Source organism: Castellaniella caeni NBRC 101664, assembly GCF_001592225.1.
Lineage (GTDB): Bacteria > Pseudomonadota > Gammaproteobacteria > Burkholderiales > Burkholderiaceae_B > Castellaniella > Castellaniella caeni.
This window is the reverse complement of sequence record NZ_BCWN01000003.1, coordinates 23,638-43,316: the sequence shown is the minus strand read 5'-3', so window position 1 is coordinate 43,316 and position 19,679 is coordinate 23,638. Positions and strand designations below refer to the sequence as shown.

17 protein-coding genes and 1 tRNA gene are annotated in these 19,679 nt (G+C 65.5%); 6 read left to right on the top strand and 12 right to left on the bottom strand.

From position 1 onward, the window contains the following. The first annotated feature begins 13 nt into the window (after window positions 1–13). The 3 genes from CCA01S_RS02480 to CCA01S_RS02470 all read left to right on the top strand — a co-directional run bounded on the left by CCA01S_RS02480 (window position 14) and on the right by CCA01S_RS02470 (window position 3,387). Window positions 14–448, top strand: a complete 435-nt coding sequence (locus CCA01S_RS02480) for an EamA family transporter (protein ID WP_066453594.1) — start codon at window positions 14–16, stop codon at window positions 446–448. A gap of 97 nt (window positions 449–545) precedes the next feature. Further along, entirely contained in the window at window positions 546–2,237 is a 1,692-nt protein-coding gene (locus CCA01S_RS02475) for an AMP-binding protein (RefSeq protein WP_066453591.1), read from the top strand. Between the two features lie 241 nt (window positions 2,238–2,478). Then, complete coding sequence (locus CCA01S_RS02470; protein WP_066453588.1) at window positions 2,479–3,387, top strand: amino acid ABC transporter substrate-binding protein; 909 nt, start codon at window positions 2,479–2,481, stop codon at window positions 3,385–3,387. A gap of 201 nt (window positions 3,388–3,588) precedes the next feature. Here the strand turns inward: CCA01S_RS02470 and CCA01S_RS02465 are convergent. The 10 genes from CCA01S_RS02465 to CCA01S_RS02420 form a co-directional block, all read right to left on the bottom strand. Beyond that, window positions 3,589–3,665, bottom strand: a tRNA-Arg gene (locus tag CCA01S_RS02465). A 124-nt stretch (window positions 3,666–3,789) separates the two neighbouring features. Next, window positions 3,790–4,809, bottom strand: a complete 1,020-nt coding sequence (locus CCA01S_RS02460) for an FAD:protein FMN transferase (protein ID WP_066453585.1) — start codon at window positions 4,807–4,809, stop codon at window positions 3,790–3,792. After that, a complete protein-coding gene (locus CCA01S_RS02455) occupies window positions 4,806–5,465 on the bottom strand; it encodes a nitrous oxide reductase accessory protein NosL (RefSeq protein ID WP_084386377.1) in 660 nt (219 codons plus the stop codon). The genes CCA01S_RS02460 and CCA01S_RS02455 overlap by 4 nt, the downstream gene beginning before the upstream one ends. Further along, window positions 5,462–6,292 (bottom strand): ABC transporter permease, encoded by an 831-nt coding sequence (locus CCA01S_RS02450; protein WP_066453584.1) that lies wholly within the window; start codon window positions 6,290–6,292, stop codon window positions 5,462–5,464. The genes CCA01S_RS02455 and CCA01S_RS02450 overlap by 4 nt, the downstream gene beginning before the upstream one ends. Beyond that, window positions 6,289–7,185 (bottom strand): ABC transporter ATP-binding protein, encoded by an 897-nt coding sequence (locus CCA01S_RS02445; protein ID WP_103035638.1) that lies wholly within the window; start codon window positions 7,183–7,185, stop codon window positions 6,289–6,291. The genes CCA01S_RS02450 and CCA01S_RS02445 overlap by 4 nt, the downstream gene beginning before the upstream one ends. 2 nt (window positions 7,186–7,187) lie before the next feature. Beyond that, entirely contained in the window at window positions 7,188–8,480 is a 1,293-nt protein-coding gene (locus CCA01S_RS02440; RefSeq protein WP_066453580.1) for a nitrous oxide reductase family maturation protein NosD, read from the bottom strand. A 4-nt stretch (window positions 8,481–8,484) separates the two neighbouring features. Continuing rightward, entirely contained in the window at window positions 8,485–10,392 is a 1,908-nt protein-coding gene (gene nosZ / locus CCA01S_RS02435; protein ID WP_066453578.1) for a TAT-dependent nitrous-oxide reductase, read from the bottom strand. A 53-nt stretch (window positions 10,393–10,445) separates the two neighbouring features. Then, window positions 10,446–12,785: a NosR/NirI family protein gene (locus CCA01S_RS02430; RefSeq protein ID WP_232304957.1), complete on the bottom strand. Its 2,340-nt coding sequence runs from the start codon at window positions 12,783–12,785 to the stop codon at window positions 10,446–10,448. 300 nt (window positions 12,786–13,085) lie between these two features. Beyond that, the gene (locus tag CCA01S_RS02425; protein ID WP_084386375.1) at window positions 13,086–13,718 is read right to left on the bottom strand and encodes a DNA-3-methyladenine glycosylase; all 633 of its coding nucleotides are present in this window, start codon (window positions 13,716–13,718) and stop codon (window positions 13,086–13,088) included. Between the two features lie 10 nt (window positions 13,719–13,728). Continuing rightward, complete coding sequence (locus tag CCA01S_RS02420) at window positions 13,729–14,772, bottom strand: adenosine deaminase (RefSeq protein ID WP_066453576.1); 1,044 nt, start codon at window positions 14,770–14,772, stop codon at window positions 13,729–13,731. Window positions 14,773–14,907: 135 nt separating this feature from the next. Here CCA01S_RS02420 and CCA01S_RS02415 point away from each other — a divergent pair, with 135 nt between their 5' ends. From CCA01S_RS02415 to CCA01S_RS02405, 3 genes are all read left to right on the top strand, one after another. Beyond that, window positions 14,908–16,554 (top strand): acyl-CoA dehydrogenase family protein, encoded by a 1,647-nt coding sequence (locus tag CCA01S_RS02415; RefSeq protein WP_232304956.1) that lies wholly within the window; start codon window positions 14,908–14,910, stop codon window positions 16,552–16,554. An 88-nt stretch (window positions 16,555–16,642) separates the two neighbouring features. Then, on the top strand, window positions 16,643–17,263 hold the full coding sequence (locus CCA01S_RS02410) for a thermonuclease family protein (protein ID WP_180984193.1): 621 nt from the start codon (window positions 16,643–16,645) through the stop codon (window positions 17,261–17,263). Window positions 17,264–17,265: 2 nt separating this feature from the next. Continuing rightward, a complete protein-coding gene (locus CCA01S_RS02405; protein ID WP_066453574.1) occupies window positions 17,266–17,775 on the top strand; it encodes a DUF1178 family protein in 510 nt (169 codons plus the stop codon). A gap of 142 nt (window positions 17,776–17,917) precedes the next feature. Here the strand turns inward: CCA01S_RS02405 and efp are convergent, their stop codons facing one another. After that, on the bottom strand, window positions 17,918–18,475 hold the full coding sequence (gene efp / locus CCA01S_RS02400; RefSeq protein WP_066453573.1) for an elongation factor P: 558 nt from the start codon (window positions 18,473–18,475) through the stop codon (window positions 17,918–17,920). Window positions 18,476–18,560: 85 nt separating this feature from the next. Further along, entirely contained in the window at window positions 18,561–19,646 is a 1,086-nt protein-coding gene (gene earP / locus CCA01S_RS02395; protein WP_066454041.1) for an elongation factor P maturation arginine rhamnosyltransferase EarP, read from the bottom strand. Window positions 19,647–19,679 lie beyond the last annotated feature (33 nt).

Genomic DNA, 19,679 nt, shown 5'->3' with positions numbered 1-19,679 from the left:
CCGGAATATCGTCATGACGCACTCTGCCAGCTGGTTTCACTGGGCGCTGCTCTCGGCCGTCTTTGCCGCGCTCACCGCCATTTTTGCCAAGATCGGGGTGCAGGACGTCGATGCCGATCTGGCCACACTGATCCGTACCGTCATCATCCTGGGCGTGCTGGCGGTGTTCGTGGTGGCCACGGGCAAGTGGGCCAGCCCCGCTGCCATCCCCGGCAAAACCTGGCTGTTTCTCGGGCTCTCGGGCCTGGCGACGGGGGCTTCCTGGGTCTGTTATTTCCGCGCACTCAAGCTGGGAGATGCGTCCAAAGTGGCGCCAGTGGACAAATTCAGCATCGTGCTGGTGGCCGTTTTTGCCTTTGCCTTTCTGGGCGAGCGCCCCTCTGTGCGCGACTGGTCGGGCATCGCCCTGATCGCGGGCGGGGTGCTGCTGCTGGCGTTCAAGCGCTAGCGCGGCGCCGGGGCCTTGTCAGAATGTGATGCAGGGCCAAAAGCTTCGTGTCAGGCCGCCGTCGTATCATGATGTCCAGAATATTCAAGGAGACAGCATGAGCAAGCCCAGCCTGGTGACGGGCCTGACGACGCCGGCCCTGCGCACGGAAACCATCGGTCAGGCACTCGAATTCGCCGCACGCACCTGGCCCGGACAAGAGGCCCTGGTATCCGTGCATCAAGGGGTGCGTCTCAGCTATGCGCAGCTCAATGCCCGGGCCGACAAAATCGGGGCGGGCCTGCTGGCCCTGGGCCTGAAGCGCGGCGACCGCGTGGGCATCTGGTCGCCCAACAAGGCCGAGTGGGCGCTCATCCAGTTCGCCACGGCCAAGGCGGGCATGATTCTGGTGAACATCAATCCGGCCTATCGCAGCAGCGAACTGGAATACACCCTCAACAAGGTGCAGATCAGCGCCCTGGTGGCCGCCGAGAGTTTCAAGAGCAGCAATTACGTCGAGATCGTCGAATCCCTGCTGCCCGAGGTGGCCGGCCATGTGGGCCCGCTGCAGGCCGCCGCCGCACCGGCGCTGCGCCACGTCATCAAGATCGGTGGCGAGCCGCGGGCGGGCTGGCGCCTGTTCGACGAGATCGAAACCTTTGCCACGGCGGCGCACGAACATGAACTGGCGGACATCGGCCAGCAGCTCGACTGCCACGACCCCATCAACATCCAGTTCACCAGCGGCACCACGGGGCTGCCCAAGGGGGCCACGCTCTCGCACCACAACATCCTCAACAACGGCTTTTTCGTGGGCGAATGCGTGGGCCTGCGGGCGGGCGACCGCCTGTGCATCCCGGTGCCGCTGTACCACTGCTTCGGCATGGTCATGGGCAACCTGGGGTGCCTGACGCACGGTGCCGCCATGGTGTACCCGTCCGATGCGTTCGACCCGCTGGCGGTGCTGCAGTGCATTGCCACCGAGCGCTGCACAGCGGTCTACGGCGTGCCCACCATGTTCATCGCCGAACTGACCCACCCGCAGTTCTCCAGCTTCGATCTGTCCAGCCTGCGTTCGGGCTGCATGGCGGGTTCGCCCTGCCCGGTGGACATCATGCGCCAGGTGATCGACAAGATGCACATGGCCGGGGTCACCATCGCCTATGGCATGACGGAAACCAGCCCGGTCAGTTTCCAGACCGCGGCTGACGACGACCTGGAAAGCCGGGTGTCGTCCATCGGCCGGGTGCAGCCCCACCTGCAGTGCAAGGTCATCGACGCCGGGGGGCGGGTCGTGCCGCGCGGCACGCCGGGCGAACTGTGTACCAAGGGGTACTCGGTGATGCTGGGCTACTGGGGCGACGAGCAAAAGACCGCCGAGGCCATCGACGCCGAGGGCTGGATGCACACGGGCGACCTGGTGGTGATCGACGAGCGCGGCTACGGCAACGTGGTGGGCCGCCTGAAAGACATGGTGATTCGCGGCGGCGAGAACATCTATCCGCGCGAGATCGAAGAATTCCTCTACAAGCATCCCGCCGTGCGGGACGTGTCCGTCGTGGGCGTGCCCGATGAAAAGTTCGGCGAAGAACTCTGCGCCTGGGTCATCCTGAAAGAAGGCACGTCGGCCGAGGTCACGCCGGAATCCATCCGCGCGTTCTGCCAGGGAAAGATCGCACACTACAAGGTGCCGCGCTACGTGCGCTTCGTCACCGAGCTGCCCATGACCGTCACTGGCAAAATTCAAAAGTACGAGATACGCAAGCGCATGATGGCCCAGCTGGGGCTGGACGAGCAGAAGACCGCCTGATGCCGCCTGCGGGTGCGGGCCGGGCGTGTTCCGTGCTGGAAACCGCCGCCCGCCGCCGGCGGGCTTATCGACTATTGGCTATTGGCGATTTGGCGATTTGGTGATTTGGTGATTTGGCCGGGCAGCTATTTATGTATAACTTGAAGTTGTAAGACAGGCGGTAATTATTCCTTAAAATTCTGACAACCCATGGTTATGTCGCCGCTTCGTTTTAGCGGCTTGTCGGAATACAGGAACATTCATGAAAGCGTTACCTCTCGTGCTGGCCGCCGCTCTGGCTGTCGGCGGCATCACGGCGGCGCAGGCGGACACCAGCCGCCTCGACCGCGTCAAATCCACCGGAGAACTCGTCATCGGCACGCGCGATGCGGCCATCCCGTTTTCCTACCTGGACGACCATCAGAAGTCGGTGGGCTACGCCATGGATATCTGCTATGGCATCGCCGACGCCCTGAAGCGCGATCTGGGCCTGCCATCCATCCGCATCAAGGAAGTACCGGTCACGGGCTCGACGCGCATTCCGCTGATCGCCAATGGCACGATCGATCTGTCGTGCGGGCCGGACACCAACAACGTGCAGCGCCAGAAGCAGGTGGATTTCGCCCCGGCCACCTTTGTTTCGGCGACGCACTTCGCTTCGCTGAAAAAATCGAACCTGCACGACCTGAAGGACTTTCAGGGCAAGACCGTGATTTCCGTGTCAGGCAGCACCAACCTGAAATGGCTCACCGAGATCAATGCCGAGCGCCATCTGGGCATGCGCATCATCACGGCCAGCGATCACGCCGAGGCTTTCCTGGCGGTCGCCAGCGGGCGCGCGTCGGCCTTTTTCATGGACGGGATTCTGCTGGCGGGCCTGGTGGCCAATTCGCACGACCCCAAGGCCTGGGTAATCAGCAAGCAGGCCTATACCTTCGAGCCCTACGGCATCATCGAGCCCAAGCATGATCCGCGCTTCAAGGCCGCCGTGGACGATGCCGTCAAGGCCATGATGAAGGATGGCCGCATCGATGCCCTGTACACCAAATGGTTCACGCAGCCGATTCCGCCCAAGGGGGTGAATCTGAACTGGCCCATGACGCCCGAGTTGAAAAAACTGCTGGCGCACCCCACGGATGCTCCCGAGCCTGAGATCCTGAAGCAAGAGTAAGAGACGCAGCAAAGGCGCCTGGTACAACGGCCAGGCTTCGCCCGAACAGGGCGGGGTCGGGCCGTTGTCGTGTGGGCGGTGGTTTGATGCGTTTCATGCCTTGATGCCGATGGGGCTATTGGCGGGATCGCATCTGGGACAGCATCTGGCGCGCAGACGTAAAAAGGGCTTACTGACCAAAATCAGTAAGCCCTTGCAATGTGGCGCGGCTGGCAGGATTCGAACCCACGACCCCTTGGTTCGTAGCCAAGTACTCTATCCAACTGAGCTACAGCCGCTAAAGAGGCGCTAATATAACACGTTTAATTTAACTTGTCACATCACGCGATTTCCGGTTTTGAATACGCTTTTTGAAGCAGCCTTGCAAGGCAAAACTGCCATGCAGACGTGAAATAAAGCATTTCAAGCCAAGTGGATCAAGCGGTCACCATCAGAACCTTGATTCTTGGGTGGCAGCAACCATGCCTGAACCGGAAAGACCGAAACTATATCACGAATTTTCGACTCCTGCATCAGGCTGAAGGCCGTCGAGAGCGCGTCGGCCGTGGTGGCGTCGGCGGCGCGTACGCTGACGCTGCGCCAGATGGGCTGCGCGCTGCCGGTGTGCGGGTCGAACAGGTGCGTCAGCTGGCCCGAGGCGTCCAGCGGTGTGCCGTAGCCGCCCGAGGTGGCGAGGGCTTGGTCGTGCAGTTCGATGGTTTCCAGCAGCTGCGCGGGGGCGTCCGGCTTGGCGATACCCGCCCGCCAGGGCCGGTCGCTGCCGGGTTGCCCGAGGCTGCGCGCTTCGCCCAGGTCGATCATGGCGTGTTCCAGGCCCTGGGTGCGCAGCAGCTCGGTCACCCGGTCGGTGATGTAGCCCTGGGCGATGCCGTTGAGGGTGACGGCCATGTCCGGGCGCCGGAAGCGGATGCGCTCGGCCTCGATGTCGATGGCCTGATAACCGATGCGTCGCAGGGTGGCGTCCACGGCGCGCGCGTCGAACACCGGGCGCGCGCCTTGCTGTTCGCGCTGCAGGTACCAGTTCCACAGCGGCTGCACCGTGGGGTCGAAGTAGCCGCCCGTCAGGCGCGCGAAGGCGCAGGCCTCGGACAGCAGGCGGCAGAGGTCGCCGGGTGGTGAGTCAAGCTGGCCGTCCCGGTTCAGCCTGACCAGGGCGCTGTCTTCGCGGTAGAGGCTGAAGACCTTTTCCAGCCGCTGGATTTCGCCCAGGGCCAGCTCGATGAGCTGTTCGGCCCGGGCGCGATCGGGGTGCAGCAGCTGCATCTGGGCGTCCGCCCCCAGCGCCACACCGCGCCAGACGACGGGCTCGGGCAGGGCGTCGGGACGGCTCAGGGCGGCATGCAGCGGGGTGCTGCCCAGCAGTGCGGCGCTGGCGGCGGTGATGCCCAGAAAGCGTCGACGGGAGAGCGTATTGGATGTCATGAAGGGTCTCCGGCAGGAGCGGGTGCGGAAGGGGTATCCGTGCTGGCGGCGCCTGGGTCGAGGTAGCGCAGCACGTAGTCTTCGGGCATGGTTTTGAAGTTGACGATGCGCCCGCCGTATTGCTGCTGGTAGGCCTGTGCCTGATCCAGTTGCGCAAAGGGCAGGGCGTCGGGCGCTCCCATGCCACCGACGGCGCGGCTTTCGATCAGGAAATACGCTTGGTGGGCATCGATCCAGGCATCCGCGGGCGGGTTGCCGTGGGCGTCGGCGCGGCCCATGTCCTGCACGTAGATGGCGGTGATGGTTTTGGGCTCTTCGGGCAGCAGGGTGTAGGCAAAGACCTCGCGGATGGTCGAGAACCAGACGGCGCGTGACTCGTCCCGCAGCAGAATCTGCCCCTTGGGGCCGACGTGCTCGTCGAGATTCATGCCGCAGTAGTGGCCCACGGCCTGGCTGGTCAGCGCCTGGGGCGCGGGGGGCGGGGTGTGGCGGTCGTCCGCGCCGCCGCAGGCGCCCAGCAGCAGGCTCAGGCCCAGGGCCAGGCCCGCCAGCCAGCGGGGCCGCGGGTGCGCGGCGGATGCGGTGCGGACGGTTTGAGGGCCTTGCGAGCCGCGGCTTGGCCGCGCGGCGGTGATGAGATGCGTCGAGGGTGTCATAGCGCCCTCCGGCCAAAGGCCCATGAAGCCAGCCCGAAGGGGATGGCGATCCACAGCAGCTGGGCTGCGAGCAAGGTGGTGGTGGACAGGGACGTCTGCTCGCTCAGGCCCGCCATGCCGGCGAACATGGCGATGTTCTCGTGCCCGGTCAGGTTGAGCAGGCGGTAGACGTCCGTGGGGTTGAACAAGAGGATGGTGTTGAGCAGCGGCGCGGTGATGACGCGCCCCTGATCGACCACCAGGATGCCCAGCAGGGCCATGTCGTAGATGACGACCAGAAACAGCCAGATGCCAATGGCGATGCCCGCCGCCGTCGGGCGTTCTTGCACCAGCGCGCTGATCAGATAGCCCAGCGACAGAAAGGCCGCGCCCAGCAGGATGCTGGCGGCGATCAGCAGGGCGAACGGCCCCCAGGCGCCGGGGTCGATACCGCCGAAGGCCAGCTGCAGGGCCAGCCCCGCCGCGCCGTAACCAGCACCGATCGCCAGGGCCAGGATCACCAGGTGGCCGCAAAATTTGCCGGCCATCACCTGGCGCCGCGAAATGGGGTAGCTGAGCAGCAGGTTCATGGTGCCCCGATCCACTTCGCCGACGATGGCGTCGTAGGACAGCAGCATGGCGATCAGCGGCACCAGAAAGATCGACAGGCTCGACAGGCTGACGACGGTGACGGTGAGCGGGTCGACCTTGACCGTGCCGGTCGGGGCGCTGCCCAGGAAGCCCAACGACAGGGCCAGCATGGCCAGCAAAATGGCGACAGCCAGCACCCAGCGGTTGCGCAGGCCGTCGCGGATCTCTTTCTGCATGAGGGTGAGGGTGGGGTTCATGCGTCCTCCCGCTGCAGGAAATGGGCGTACATCTCGTCCAGCCCAGGCTGGTCGATCTCGATGTCGCAGACGTGGTCGATCGTGTGCGCCTGGCGCAGCTGGTGCAGCTTGTCGGCTTCGGCGCAGCTCAGCTCGATGCGCCGCGCGCCGATGCGCTGCCAGCCCGCGGGCAGCGTGATGGGCTCGGTGTCCAGGCTCAGGCGGATGCGCACGGGCAGGTTGGCGTCGCGCCGCAGGTCGCCCAGCGTACCGTCGGCGATCTTGCAGCCCTTTTGCAGCACGACGACGCGGTCGGCCTGGCCTTCGAGTTCGGCCAGCGCGTGGGTGGACAGCAGGATGGCGCAGCCCGCGTCACGCAGTTCGCGCACGATGTCGTAGAACAGCAGGCGCGAGGCTGGATCCAGCCCGGTGGTAGGCTCGTCCAGCAGCAAGACCTTGGGGGTGCCCAGCAGGGCCTGTGCCAGGGCCAGGCGCTGGCGCATGCCCTTGGAATATCCGCCCACGCGCCGTTTGGCGGCTTCGGCGATGCCCACGCGCGACAGCAGGGCGGCGTTGCCGGTGGTCGGCAGGCCCTTGAGCCGGGCGTAGAAGGCCAGGGTCTCGGCGCCTGTGAGCGAGGGGTGCAGGGCCACGGTTTCGGGTAGATAGCCGATCTGACGACGGCTGCGCGCGGCGGCGCTGCTGCCCGCCAGTTCGCCCAGTACCCGGACGCTGCCCGCTTCGGGCCGGATGAGCCCGAGAATGAGCTTGATGAGCGTGCTTTTGCCCGCGCCATTATGGCCGGCGAGGATGACGCATTCGCCGGGTTCGATGTGCAGGCTGATGGCATCGACGGCACGCAGGGGGCCATAGCGTTTGGTGACGCTGCGCAGCTCGATGGGCGGGGCTGTCATGGTCATGGCAGAGCCTCGTATTTTTGCCAGGTTGGGGTGTCCGTGGGCGCCATCAGCGGCGCACTGTCGATCACCCCGCCCGGCAGGATGGCGGGAAACTGGGATTGCGCCCAGCGCACGATGGCCACGGCGGGGCTGTTGAGCAGCAGGCGGGCGTTGGGTGCGCGCCAGATGACCTGGTCGATCAGGCCGTTGGGGCGATAGGCCGTGTCGCCGATGCCGTCGCCGTCCAGGTCGAAGGCCGAGAGATCCGACCAGTAATTGCCGCGGCCCTGGGCGGACCATTCCAGATAGCGGGTGCCGACGTATTTCACTTGATTCTGGTTGCCGACGAAGGCGTTGCCGAAGATGCGGTTGCCCTCGGAGCCGGTGTAGTGCACACCGGTCTCGCAATCCTGGAAGCGGTTGTCGGCCAGTTCGTTGAGGTTGGCGTTGTAGACGAAGACGCATTTTTCGGCGCCGACGATGACGTTGCCATCAATGATGGAATCGTCGGTGGCGTTGAGCATCAGCCCCTGGTGGGCGCTGTGCGTGGCGATGTTGTCGCGCACGGTGAGCCGACGCGAGAACATGATGGCGTAGCCGATGTCGTTGCCCAGCGAGACGTTGTCGCTGACTTCGCTATCGTTGGTGTACATGTAGTGCACGGCGTAGCGCAGCTTGTGGAAGGTGTTGCGGCTGAAGACGTTTTCGCGGCTGTTGTTGGAAAAGATGCCGTCGCGGCCTTCTGAAATGTCGTTGTCGAGCACTTTCGAGCCGGGGGCGTTCCAGACCGTGATGCCGTTGCCGCGCTCGTTGACGCGCAGGCCCGTGTTGCCGACGATACGGTTGTGTTCGACCAGCGCATCGCGTACGCCCCACAGGTAGACGCCCACCGAATTGTCGATGATGTCGTTGTGCGTGATGTGAGCGCGGATGGCGGTTTTGTCGAGGAAAATGCCGGCGTCCATGTCGGGCAGGCTCAGGCCCGAGTGGCGCACGGTCAGGTTGCGCAGTGTGACGTCGGCGGCCTGGATCCAGATGGTGCGGCCTTTGCGCTCGCCCAGGATGCGGGCGTCGCGCCCGGTCGGGCCTTCGAGCGTGAGCGGCTTGTCGATGACGAGATTGCCCGGATAGTCGCCAGGCGCCAGGCGCAAGGTGTCGCCCGGCGCGGCGGCTGCCACGGCGGCCTGCAGGGACGCCCCCGCAGGCACGGCCAGCGTGGCCGCCCACGCCGATCCGCTGCCGCCGATGGCGGCCAGCAGCAGGCCGGACACCAGGTGCCGCAAACGGAGGCGGAGGGGCGGTCGCTTCATGGGCTCAGGCCTTCTTTGGTTTGACGTACATCTGGCCGGACATCTCCATGTGCAGCGCGTGGCAGAACCACTGGCAGTAGTACCAGTGCACGCCGGGACGCGAGGCCGTGAAGGTGACCGACGAGGTGGCCTGTGGGCCGATTTCCATGGCGATGCCATAGCCCGTCAGGGTGAAGCCGTGCGTCAGGTCCTCGATGCGCTCCATATTGGTGACGGTCACCGTCACTTCGTCGCCCTCGTTGACCTCGAAGCTGGGCAGGCTGAACACGGGGGCGATGGCCACCATGTACACGCGCACCTTGTTGCCGTCGCGGATGACGTTGGAGGCCGATTCCAGCGTGACACCGTCCTTGGCGGCCATCTGGCGGGCGTCTTCCCACATCGGATCGTTGCGATCCCAGATGTGCTTGGGACGTACCTTCGTGCGGTTCACCAGAAGCATGTCGTGCGGCTCGGCGAAGCTGGGGCCGTCGTGCACAAGCTTCATCTCGTCGCCCGAGATGTCGATGAGCTGGTCGTTCTCGGGCTTCAGCGGGCCGACGTTGAGGAAGCGGTCTTTCGAGAACTTGTTGAGCGACACCAGCCACTTGCCGTCGGCTTCCTTGGTTTCGCCCATGGTGGTGTGGTTGTGGCCCGGCTGGTACTGCACGTCCAGCTTCTGGATGATCGGATCGACCTTTTCGCCCTGGAAGGCTTTTTTGGCCTTCTCGATATTCCACTTGCACATCTGGCTGTCGATGAACAGCGTCGTGTAGGCGTTGCCGCGGCCGTCGAATGCCGTGTGCAGGGGCCCCAGGCCCAGCTGCGGCTCGGCGACCACCACGTCGCGCTCTTTGATCTTGTCGTCGAACAGATCGTCGAGCTTGCGCACGTCGATGACGGTGACGGTGGGCGAGAGTTTGCCGTTGAAGACGACGTGGATGCCATCGGGCGCGGCGTTGCAGCCGTGCGGCGAATTGGGCACCGGGATGTAGCGGGTGTATTTCGAGCCCTTGCGCCCGTCGATGACCGGCACGCCGTTCATCTCTTTGTAGTCGCCGTTTTTCACGGCTTCTTCGATACGCTTGAGGTTGAACACCACCGCCCAGTCTTGTTCGTTGGCCGACATCTCGGTGACGGTGAGGCCTTTTTCCGAGTTGTAGCAGGTGGCAAACGAGTACTTGCCCTGGTAGTCGGCGTCGCCGTTGTCCAGGTTGCCGTCCACCAGCACCTGCCAGGCCACCTTCATGGTGTCACCGTCCACGGCGGTGTAGATGGCCCAGAAGTTTTTCTTGGGGTCGTCCATCACGGTGCCGTCGTTGGGCAGGGGTACGATGTGCTCGCCGTTGCAGAACACGTAGCCGGTCTTCGGGTAGCGCTGTGGGCGCAGGCCGTGGATGCCGTCGGCGTTGGGGATTTCGAGGATCTTGTCGGTCTTCATCACGTCGCAGCGGATGCGCGCGACGCGCGTATTGGCCTTGTCGTTGATGAAAATGTAGCGCCCGTCGTAGGTGTTGTCCGTGAAGGACATGTGCGGGTGGTGCGCGTCGCCGTTGGGCAACACCGGCATGTGGTTGTCTTCAAGAAACTTGCGCGTCTCGGGCGTCAGGTTTTCGTTGAGGATCTTGCGGCTTTCATTGGTGCGGCCCCAGCCCGTGGCGCTGCACATGTTGAAGACCGGGATGCGCATCAGTTCGCGCATCGACGGCAAGCCCAGGATGCGCACCTCGCCCGACTGCCCGCCGGAGTTGAAGGCATAGTATTCGTCCAGTTCGCCGGGGGCGACCTCGACGCTCTGGTGACCTTTTTTCTTGTCGTCCTTGGCGTTGGCGCTCAGGTGCGTGGCGCCGACGGCAGCGGCGCCCGTAAAGGCGGCCGTGCCAAGGAAGCCGCGCCGGCTCAGACCGGACTTTTCATTGCTGTGGTCGGACATGAAGTTCTCCCAGGGGGTAGTCATAGCGGCCCGGCCCCGTGCCGGGCTTTGCGCTATGGGTTCGACGAAATGGGGGCGGCGTCAGCCGGTGTGCGGGGCCGGACGGTTGGCTTGCGGCTGACGACGACTTCGCCAGGCAGGCCCGCGTCGGGCGGGGGGGCCTTGTGGCGCTTGAGTTTGGCGTTTTTCTGGATCAGGTGCGGGCAGCGCCTTTCGTTGTGATAGAGCTGCTGACAGTTCAGGCACTGGATGCACTCGTTGGGATTGATGTCGCCTTCCGGGTTGATCGCCTGCACCGGGCACTCGACGGCGCACAGCTGACAGGGATTGCCACAGGTCTTGTAGCGGCGCAGCCAGTTGAAGATGCGCAGGCGTGCCGGGATGGCCAGGGCGGCGCCCATGGGGCACATGTAGCGGCAATAGAAGCGCTCGATGAACAGCCCCGGGATGAGCACGGCCAGGGCGAAGAGCACGAAGGGCCAGTCGCGCGCGAACTTGAGGATGATGGCGGTCTTGAAGGGCTCGACCTCGGCCATTTTTTCGGCCAGGCCCAGCTCGTACAGCGAGACGCCGAAGAGAATGAGGAAAATGATGTATTTCAGGCCCGCCAGGCGCGTGTTCACGCCGTGGGGCACCTTGATCTGCGGCACGTGCAGGCGCTTGGCCACTTTGTTGGCCAGTTCTTGCAGGGCGCCAAAGGGGCACAGCCAGCCACAGAAGGCGCCGCGGTTCCAGAAGATGAGCGACATGGCGGTCGCCACCCAGAGGATGAACACCAGCGGATCCATGAGGAAGTATTCCCAGCTGAAGTCGGTGCGCAGCGAGGTGGTGAAGGTGAGTACGTTGACCACCGACAGCTGCGCCTGGGCGTACCAGCCGATCCAGAACAGGGTGAAGATCAGAAAGCCCGTGCGAAAGCGTTGGTAGAAGACCTCGTGCTTGGTGAGCTGATCCTGGAAGAAAAATACCGCGATCAGGGTGAGCAAGGCGATCGCGATGACGATGATCTGCCCGATCTTGGCGGCCCACATCTGTTTCCAGAGGGCCGGGGCCTCTTCGATGCCGGTCTCGGTCTGATCCAGCGCGGCGTCGGGCGTGCCCGCCGCGGGCGGTGTCTGGACGGCGGGCGGCGTGGCTGCGACCACCTTGGTGTAGGCCTGGGGCAGGGTGTAGTTCAGGCTCAGGGTGGTGAAGGCTTTTTCCTTGACGCTCAGCACACGCTGTACGGTCAGTTGCAGGCGCCAGGGAGCCACCGGATCGAAGACGGCGTCGGTGGGCACCGTGAAGAGCGCGATTTCTTTCAGATTGGGCGCTCCGGCGGCCATCAGATCGGCCAGGCGTGTGTGGTCGAGGTCGGTGAAATGGAAGCTGTTTTCCTGCTGGATGACCTCGATGCGGTCGAATACGCCACCGCGCACATAGCCCGAGCCCTTGAACGAGTAGCGGCCATTGCCCGCCACCAGGATGGCCGATTGGCCCGGCGCGAGGCGGTCGCGCAGGTATTGGTATTCGGTGTCGCCCAGCAGGCTTTTGCCGATGCCCGGCGCGCTCACCAGGGCGGTGTACAGATCGACGAAGGTGTCGTCGGGGTCGCCGCTTTCGGGTTTTTCGGCCGCAGCGGCTTTGCCGCTTTGTTCAAAAGCCTTGTTGATGTCGGCCACCGTGACGTGCAGGCGGCTGACGGCGCCCGACTTCAGCAGCGCGTCCCAGGATTCTGTGGTGCTTTTCTCCATGTCGATGGCGCGCTGCTCGACAGGCGCCGCCTGGGCCTGGCCTGCGCGGCCGATGCCGTAGTCGCGCGCCACGGCCATGACCGAGCGCGTGATGCTGTCGCCGATCACCATCAGGGTGACGGTGGCGCCACTGACGATATCGACGGGCGGTGGCGCGCCGGGGCGTGGCGGTTCTTTGACGTAGTTCTTGCCGACGTAGCCCTGGATGAAGTTTTCGACCTTGGATTCGGGAATGCCGATGAGCACGATGGGTTCGTGGTGCTCGACCAGCTTGGCGCCCACGATTTCACCCTCGAGCGAAATGCCCACCAGCGTGTCGATGGGCTTGCTGGAGTAGCCGCGGGTATTGACGATGTCGGTGGTCAGGTAGACGTAGCCCAGCAGCTTGTCGCCCGCGTAGGCGCGCGCGATGGTGGGCTTGCCTTCTGGTGGGCCGATGCGGTCGGCGCCGGGGAAAATCTCGGTGGGGGTGACTTTCTTGAGGAAGGCGCCCAACCGTGGCCCAGCCCCCAGCGCCGTGCCGTTCTGGCCGAACTGGTAGGCCTGGTACTTGCCGTTGGCGGGGGCCTGGGCGAGGGCTGGTGTGCTGGCCAGAAAGGCCCATAGCACCATGCCCAGCAGCAGTGCCGGCCACAAAGAAGAGAGAGCGGGCAGAGACAAGCAGGGGCTGGCACGGCGCATGGCGGTAAAAGACGGGTCAGTCGATAACCACGCCATGGTAAGCGACATCCAGAGGGCTCGTCTTGCGCTAGATCAATTTGCAAAATTATGCGTAAGTTGATGAGACTTGATCGCAATTAGATGGCTAATATATAAGTTTTTAAGCTGTTGGAAAGCTTTGCAAATGCCCTTTTTTCAGCCATTTTGGCGGCTTGGCCGCGCCCGCCGGACAGCCAAGCCGTGCCGCGCCTGGCGCGCTGGCGCAGGCGTGATTGTTGTTTTTATGCGTCGGTTGACGGTTTACCTGGCCTTCTTGCCGGGGCGGCGGCTGACGGCCGGATGTCCCTCGACGTAGAAGCGCAGCGGTTTCTCGGCCCAGCCCTCACCGGCGTAGTCCACCCCGATGCGCGGGCTGGTGGCGATGTGCGCGGGCCGGGGGGCGTCGTCCTGGGCGAGCCAGAGCGCATCGCCGCACAGATCGATGCCATATTGTTCGAGCGTGATGCCCAGTGCCTTGCACAGGCGTCCGGGGCCGTTGGTGGCCACCTCGACCCCTGTGACGGGCGCCACGGCGCGCAGCAGGACGGCGGTGCCGCTGCCCTCCGGGCCGGTGACCGCGTTGATGCAGTGGTGCATGCCGTAGATGAGGTAGACGTAGGCGTGACCGGGGGGGCCGAACATGGCCTTGGTACGTGCCGTGCGGCCCCGGGAGGTATGGGCGGCCAGGTCGCCCGGGCCCAGATAGGCCTCGACCTCGACGATGCGGCCGATGCGCGGGCCCTGGGGGCCGGCGTGGATCAGCAGGCGCCCGAGCAGGTCGGGTGCCACCGTGAGGGCGGGGCGGTCGTAGAAGGCGCGGCCGAGCTTGCGGCATTCGCCCTGGATCGCGTCTGAAGGCAGGATGAGTTTGTCGAGTTTGAAAGCGGTGGACATGGTGGGGTGTTCAACCCTGGCTGGCCGCGTGCGCCAGCTGGTCGAGCAGGCGGTTCTTGTCGGGGGTGGGGAGAAACGAGGCGTGGATGCTGTTGGCCGCCAGGGTGACGAGTTCGTCGTGCGAGAGGTCGAGCGCCACGGCGCTGGCCAGGTAGTTGTCGAGCACGTAGCCGCCGAAGTAGGCCGGATCGTCGGCGTTGATGGTGACCATCGCCCCCGCGCGCAGCAGCCTGGCCAGGTTGTGCTCGGCCAAGGTCTTGACGACGCCAAGCTTGAGGTTGGACAAGGGGCAGACGGTGAGCGGAATGCGCTGGCGGATCAGCTGTTGGAGCAGATCCGGGTCGTCGCTGCTGCGCACCCCGTGGTCGATGCGGCTGACGCGCAAGGTGTCCAGCGCCGTTCGCACGTAGGCCGCAGGCCCTTCTTCGCCGGCGTGGGCCACCAGGCGGAAGCCCAGCTCGGCGCAGCGGGCGTAGACGCGGGTGAATTTCTCGGGCGGGTTGCCCCGCTCGGAGGAATCCAGGCCGATGCCGACCCAGAGGTCGCGGTAGGCTTCGCGCAGGGGCAGCGCGGCTGCGAGCGTGTCGAAGGCGTCTTCTTCGCTGAGATGGCGCAAGAAGCTGAGCAGCAGATAGCTGCTGATGCCCAGTGTGTCGCGGGCCTCGCGCAGGGCCCGCGCCAGGCCCGCGAACACGGTGTCGATCGCCACGCCGCGCTGGGTGTGCGTCTGCGGGTCGAACATGATTTCGACGTGGCACAGGCCGTCGGCGTGTGCCCGCCGCAGGTAGGCTGCGGCAAGGTCGTAGAAGTCTTGCTCGGTGACCAGGACACCGGCACCGGCGTAGTACAGGTCGAGAAACGACTGCAGATCGGTGAACTGGTAGGCCGCGCGCACGGCCTCGACGCTGGCGTAGGGCAGCGTCACGCCGTTGCGCCGGGCCAGCTCGAACATGAGCTCGGGTTCCAGTGTGCCCTCGATGTGCAGGTGCAGCTCGGCCTTGGGCAGGGTGCGCAGCCAGCGGCGCAGCTCGGGATTGGGGGTCTGGTCGGTCATGGGTGTCCTTCCGATGGAGCCCGGACGGGCCGCGCATCGATGCGAGAGCCTTCATTATAGGCAGCTGCCCGCGTTGTCCGCGCGGGGGCATCGCGGGTAGACTGGCCAGGGATGGTTCGCATGGAGGTGGGTGAGATGATGCCGCACGTACTGGATCAGAAGACGCACCAGGTGGAAAACCAGGTGCCCGATCTGCCCGACTGCAATCTGTTTCTGGCCGACCCGGCGCTCGTGCAGGGGGTGCGTCGCGAAGGCGGGCAGGGCTGCGAGCCCGAGCTCGACGCCTGGGGGCAGCGCCTGGGGCGGGCCGCGCTGGCGCGGCTGGCCGCCGAGGTCAACCGGGTGTCCCCCGTGCTGCGGGCCTATGACCGCGGCGGCCACCGTATCGACGTGGTGGATTTCCATCCGGGCTGGGCCGAATTCCTGTCCCTGGGCTTTGCCCAGGGCATGCACGGCGGTGCCTGGATGAACCCCGCTCCGGGGGCGCACGTGGCGCGTGCCGCCCACTATCTCATGCATGGCCAGGTCGAGGCCGGCTCGCTGTGCCCCCTCACCATGACCAGCGCCGCCATTCCGCTGCTGGCGCGCGAGCCCTGGTTTGCCGCGCTGCAGCCCAAGCTGGCCAGCCTGACGTACGACGCGCGCGACGTGCCGGTGGCCGCCAAGCAGTCGATGATGATCGGCATGGGCATGACGGAAAAGCAGGGCGGCTCCGATCTGCGCGGCAACACCAGCCAGGCCCGGCCAGTGGGCGACGGCTGGCATGCCCTCACGGGGCACAAATGGTTCTTCTCCTCGCCCATGTCCGATGCGCATCTCATGCTGGCGCTGGTCGACGGCGCGCCCACCTGCTTCTACGTGCCGCGCTGGCTCGAGGACGGTCAGCGCAATCCGGTGCACATCCAGCGCCTGAAAGACAAGCTGGGTAATCGCTCCAACGCCAGCGTCGAGGTCGAGTTCGCCGGGGCACTGGGGCGCCAGGTGGGCGAGACGGGGCGCGGGATCGCCACGCTGGTCGAAATGGCGTCCTACACGCGTATGGACTGCGTGCTGGGCAGCGCCGCCCTGCTGCGCCAGGCCCTGGTGCAGGGCATCCACCACGCCCGCCATCGGCGCGCCTTCGGGCGCTTTCTCATCGAGCAGCCCCTCATGCGCCAGGTGCTGGCCGACCTGGCTTTGGAAAGCGAGGCCGCGACGGCGCTGGCCTTGCGGCTGGCCCGGGCCTTCGATCACCCCGCGGATGCCGCCGAGCAGGCCGTGCGCCGCCTGCTCACGCCAGCGGCCAAGTTCTGGGTCTGCAAGCGCACCATCGAGGCCGCCGCCGAGTGCATGGAGGTCTGGGGCGGCAATGGCTACATCGAAGACGGGCCTATGGCGCGGCTGTACCGCGAGGCGCCAGTCAACTCCATCTGGGAAGGCTCGGGCAACGTCATGTGTCTGGATGTCCTGCGCGCCGCGCGCCACGATTTCCAGTACGTGGCTCAGGAAATCGACGCCCTGGCGCGGGCGCATGCCGACCAGCCCGCGCTGGGCAAGACGGCGGCGCGTCTGGTGTGCCACCTGCAGGCACCGCCCGACGAGCAGCAAATGTTCGCGCGGCAGATCGCGCAAGACCTGGTGCTGCTGGTACAGGCCGATCTGCTGCTGCGCCATGCGCCGGGCTGGCTGTCGCAGGCCTTCGTCAGCAGCCGTTTGCAAGGTGGCGGCGGGCGCGTGTATGGGGCTCAGGCCGTCGGGCTGGCGTCTGATGAACTCCTGCAGCGCGCCTGGGCGTCTGGCTGATCCCGCTGCCTCGCCTTCTTGCCGGTGCCGGGCGAGCCGTGCGAGGCCTGCCCGGCGCGCTCCCGTACAATCGGCGGTGTCGGCTGCCGTGGCGGCCCGTTTTTTCGTCGAACCCATGCACGTTTTTCATTTTCTTCGCGCACGGCCCGTGCGCCGTCTCGGGGCGCTGGCCCTGCTGGCGGGCGTGGGCTGGCTCATCAATTTATCCTTGCCATCTCAAGCAAGGGCGTATACGATCACTGGCCGTGTCGTCCACGTGGCCGATGGCGATACCCTCACCGTGCTGGTGGGGCGCGCGCGTCAGCGCATCCGTCTGGCCAGCATTGACGCTCCCGAAACCGGGCATGGTCGCGAGCGGCCCGGACAGCCCTACGGACAGGCGGCCAAGCGCGCCTTGTCCGCCCTCGTGGCCGGCAAGACGCTGGCTCTGACGTGTTACGAGCGCGACCACTACGGCCGCGACATCTGCGACGTACCCCTGCCCGATGGCCGCCTGGTCAGCCAGGTGATGGTGGCCAGCGGCATGGCCTGGGCCAACCGGCAGGCGGGCGGCAAGTATCTGCGCGATGCCAGCCTGCCCGGCCGTGAAAAATCCGCCCGCGACCGGCGTCTGGGCCTGTGGCAGCGGCCTGGGGCCGTGGCGCCCTGGGAGTGGCGTTCAAAATGCTGGAAAGCGCTTGAAGTTGGCCGATCCAGCCCCATTTGTTGAGCATGGCATTGAAAGTATTCGACCTCTCTTGCGAACATGACCACGTCTTCGAGGGCTGGTTCGCGTCCCAGGAAAGCTACGACGACCAGTTCGCCCGTGGCTTGATTCGCTGCCCGGTCTGCCAGAGCGGGCAGATCACGCGGCGCGTGTCGGCGCCGCACCTCAACGTCAGCCATCTGCGCCGCGAACCGGTGCGCGCCAGCGCGCAGCCCGAAGAGCGGGCCGAAGCCCCGGCGCCCGCCGCGGGGGGCCGGGCCGCGGTGGCCGCCCCGTCGAGCGACCAGCTGGCGCGGCTGCAAGCCGAGGTCTTGCGCCAGGTGCGCCGCATCGTGCGCCAGACCGAGGACGTGGGCGCGCAGTTCGTCGATGAGGCGCGCCGCATGCATAATGGCGAGGCCGAAGAACGGCCGATTCGCGGGGTGGCGTCCGTGGCCGAATGCAAAGAGCTGGCCGAAGAAGGCATTTCGATCATGCCGATCCCCGAAATACTGGACGACGACCGCTTGCAATAGGCGCAGGCCCTGTGCGAGCGCCATGAAAAAAGCCAAAGACTGCGAGGTCTTTGGCTTTTTTCATGGCGGCGCCCCCGATCGAGATGCCGCCGCGGCAGGCTGTGCGGCCCGTGGGGGCCGGACGCCTGGCCGCTTTATCGCTTTACATCACGCGGCTGCGGTATTCGTTGGTGCGCGTGTCGATTTCGATCTTGTCGCCGATGTTGCAGAACAGCGGCACGGACAGTTCGTAGCCCGTGTTGATCTTGGCCGGCTTGAGCACCTTGCCCGAAGTGTCGCCCTTGACGGCGGGTTCGGTATAGGTGATTTCGCGCACGATGATCGTGGGCAGCTCGACCGAGATGGCGCGGCCTTCGTAGAACACGACCTCGACGGACATGCCTTCTTCGAGGTAGTTCAGGGCGTCGCCCATGCTGTCGGCTTCGACTTCGTGCTGGTTGTATTCTTCGTCCATGAAGACGTACATCGGGTCGGCGAAATAGGAATAGGTGCATTCCTTGTTTTCGAGCACGACCTGTTCGAACTTTTCGTCAGCCTTGTAGACGGATTCGCTGGCGCTGCCCGTGAGCAGGTTCTTGAACTTCAGCTTGACGACGGCAGCATTGCGGCCAGACTTGTTGTACTCGGCCTTCTGGACGACGAGCGGGTCGCTGCCAACCATCACGACGTTGCCAACGCGCAGTTCTTGAGCGATTTTCATAGAAGAGAAACTCCGGGGAATTGACGTGCCCCGAGCATGAAGAACGCGTTTCGAGGCAAAGCAGAAAAAAGATTAACTGTGCATTCTAACTCTTCTGGCGCTGTTTCTGGCAAAAATTCACCAGATTGTGGGCCAGATCGGGCTGTGCGCCCAGTGTCTCGCACCAGCTTTGCGCCCGTGCCTGCCAGGCTTGCCAGGGGTCGGCCCGCAGGGCCTGGCCCAGCGCGTGCGCGACGCCCGCATCGTCCTGGCGGTTCCAGGCGCGCGTGAGCGCCTGGGCGGGGTCGGGCCAGCGGGCCCGCGCCAGCCAGGCGTCCAGCTTGTCCAGGTGCGCGTCGTCTTCCTGGCGGTAGATCTGCCAGACCAGCGGGGCGCCGGCCCAGAGCGCGCGCACCAACGAGTCTTCGCCGCGCACGAAGTTGAGGTCGCAGCACCAGAGCAGCGCATCGAAATGGGCCTGGGGCACGAAGGGGATGGACTGCACGCGCAGCGCCCCCTGGCTGCGCAGGCCGGGCGGGGGCGCACCGGGCACCAGCAGGCAGCTGGGCGTGTCCTGGCTGGCCAGCGCCTGTTGCAGGCCGGCCAGCGGCGCGTCGGGGTAGCAGAACAGCAGCAGATAGCGGCAGTCGGCGGGCAGCTGGCTGGGCGACAGGCCGGTCAGGGCGCGCAGGCGCCGCGTGCGATCCAGCTGTTGCGCCTGATTGCGGCGACGCAGCAGGTCGGGTTCGCGCAGCAGCCCGCCGGTTGCAGGGGTGAAGCCGGGGAAGTAGAAGTATTTTGCGACACCGCTGCCCTGCGGCGACGGCAGCCCGTGGCAGCCTTCCACCCAGGGTTCGGCGCTGAGGTATTCCAGGTTGATCCAGAGGCATTGCCGGGCGGCCATGGCCGCCGCGTAGCGGGATGGCAGGGTGCAGGCAAAGGCCTCGATGACGACGCCTCCCTCGGGCGGCTGGGCGTGTTCCGCCGCCGTCCAGTGGCCGACCTGCACGCCATGCACACGCTGGGCGTCGGCCTGGAGCGAGAGTTCTGGCAGCAGGCGCGCCAGCACGTCGGGCCGGTCGATCCACAGCTGGACTGCGTGGCCCAGCGCGGCCAGCTGGCGGGCCAGCCGCCAGCACACGCCCGCGTCGCCGAAATTGTCGATGACGCGGCAAAAGAGATCGAAGGCCAGGGTGGATGGCTGTCGGACGGACGGCACGGGACG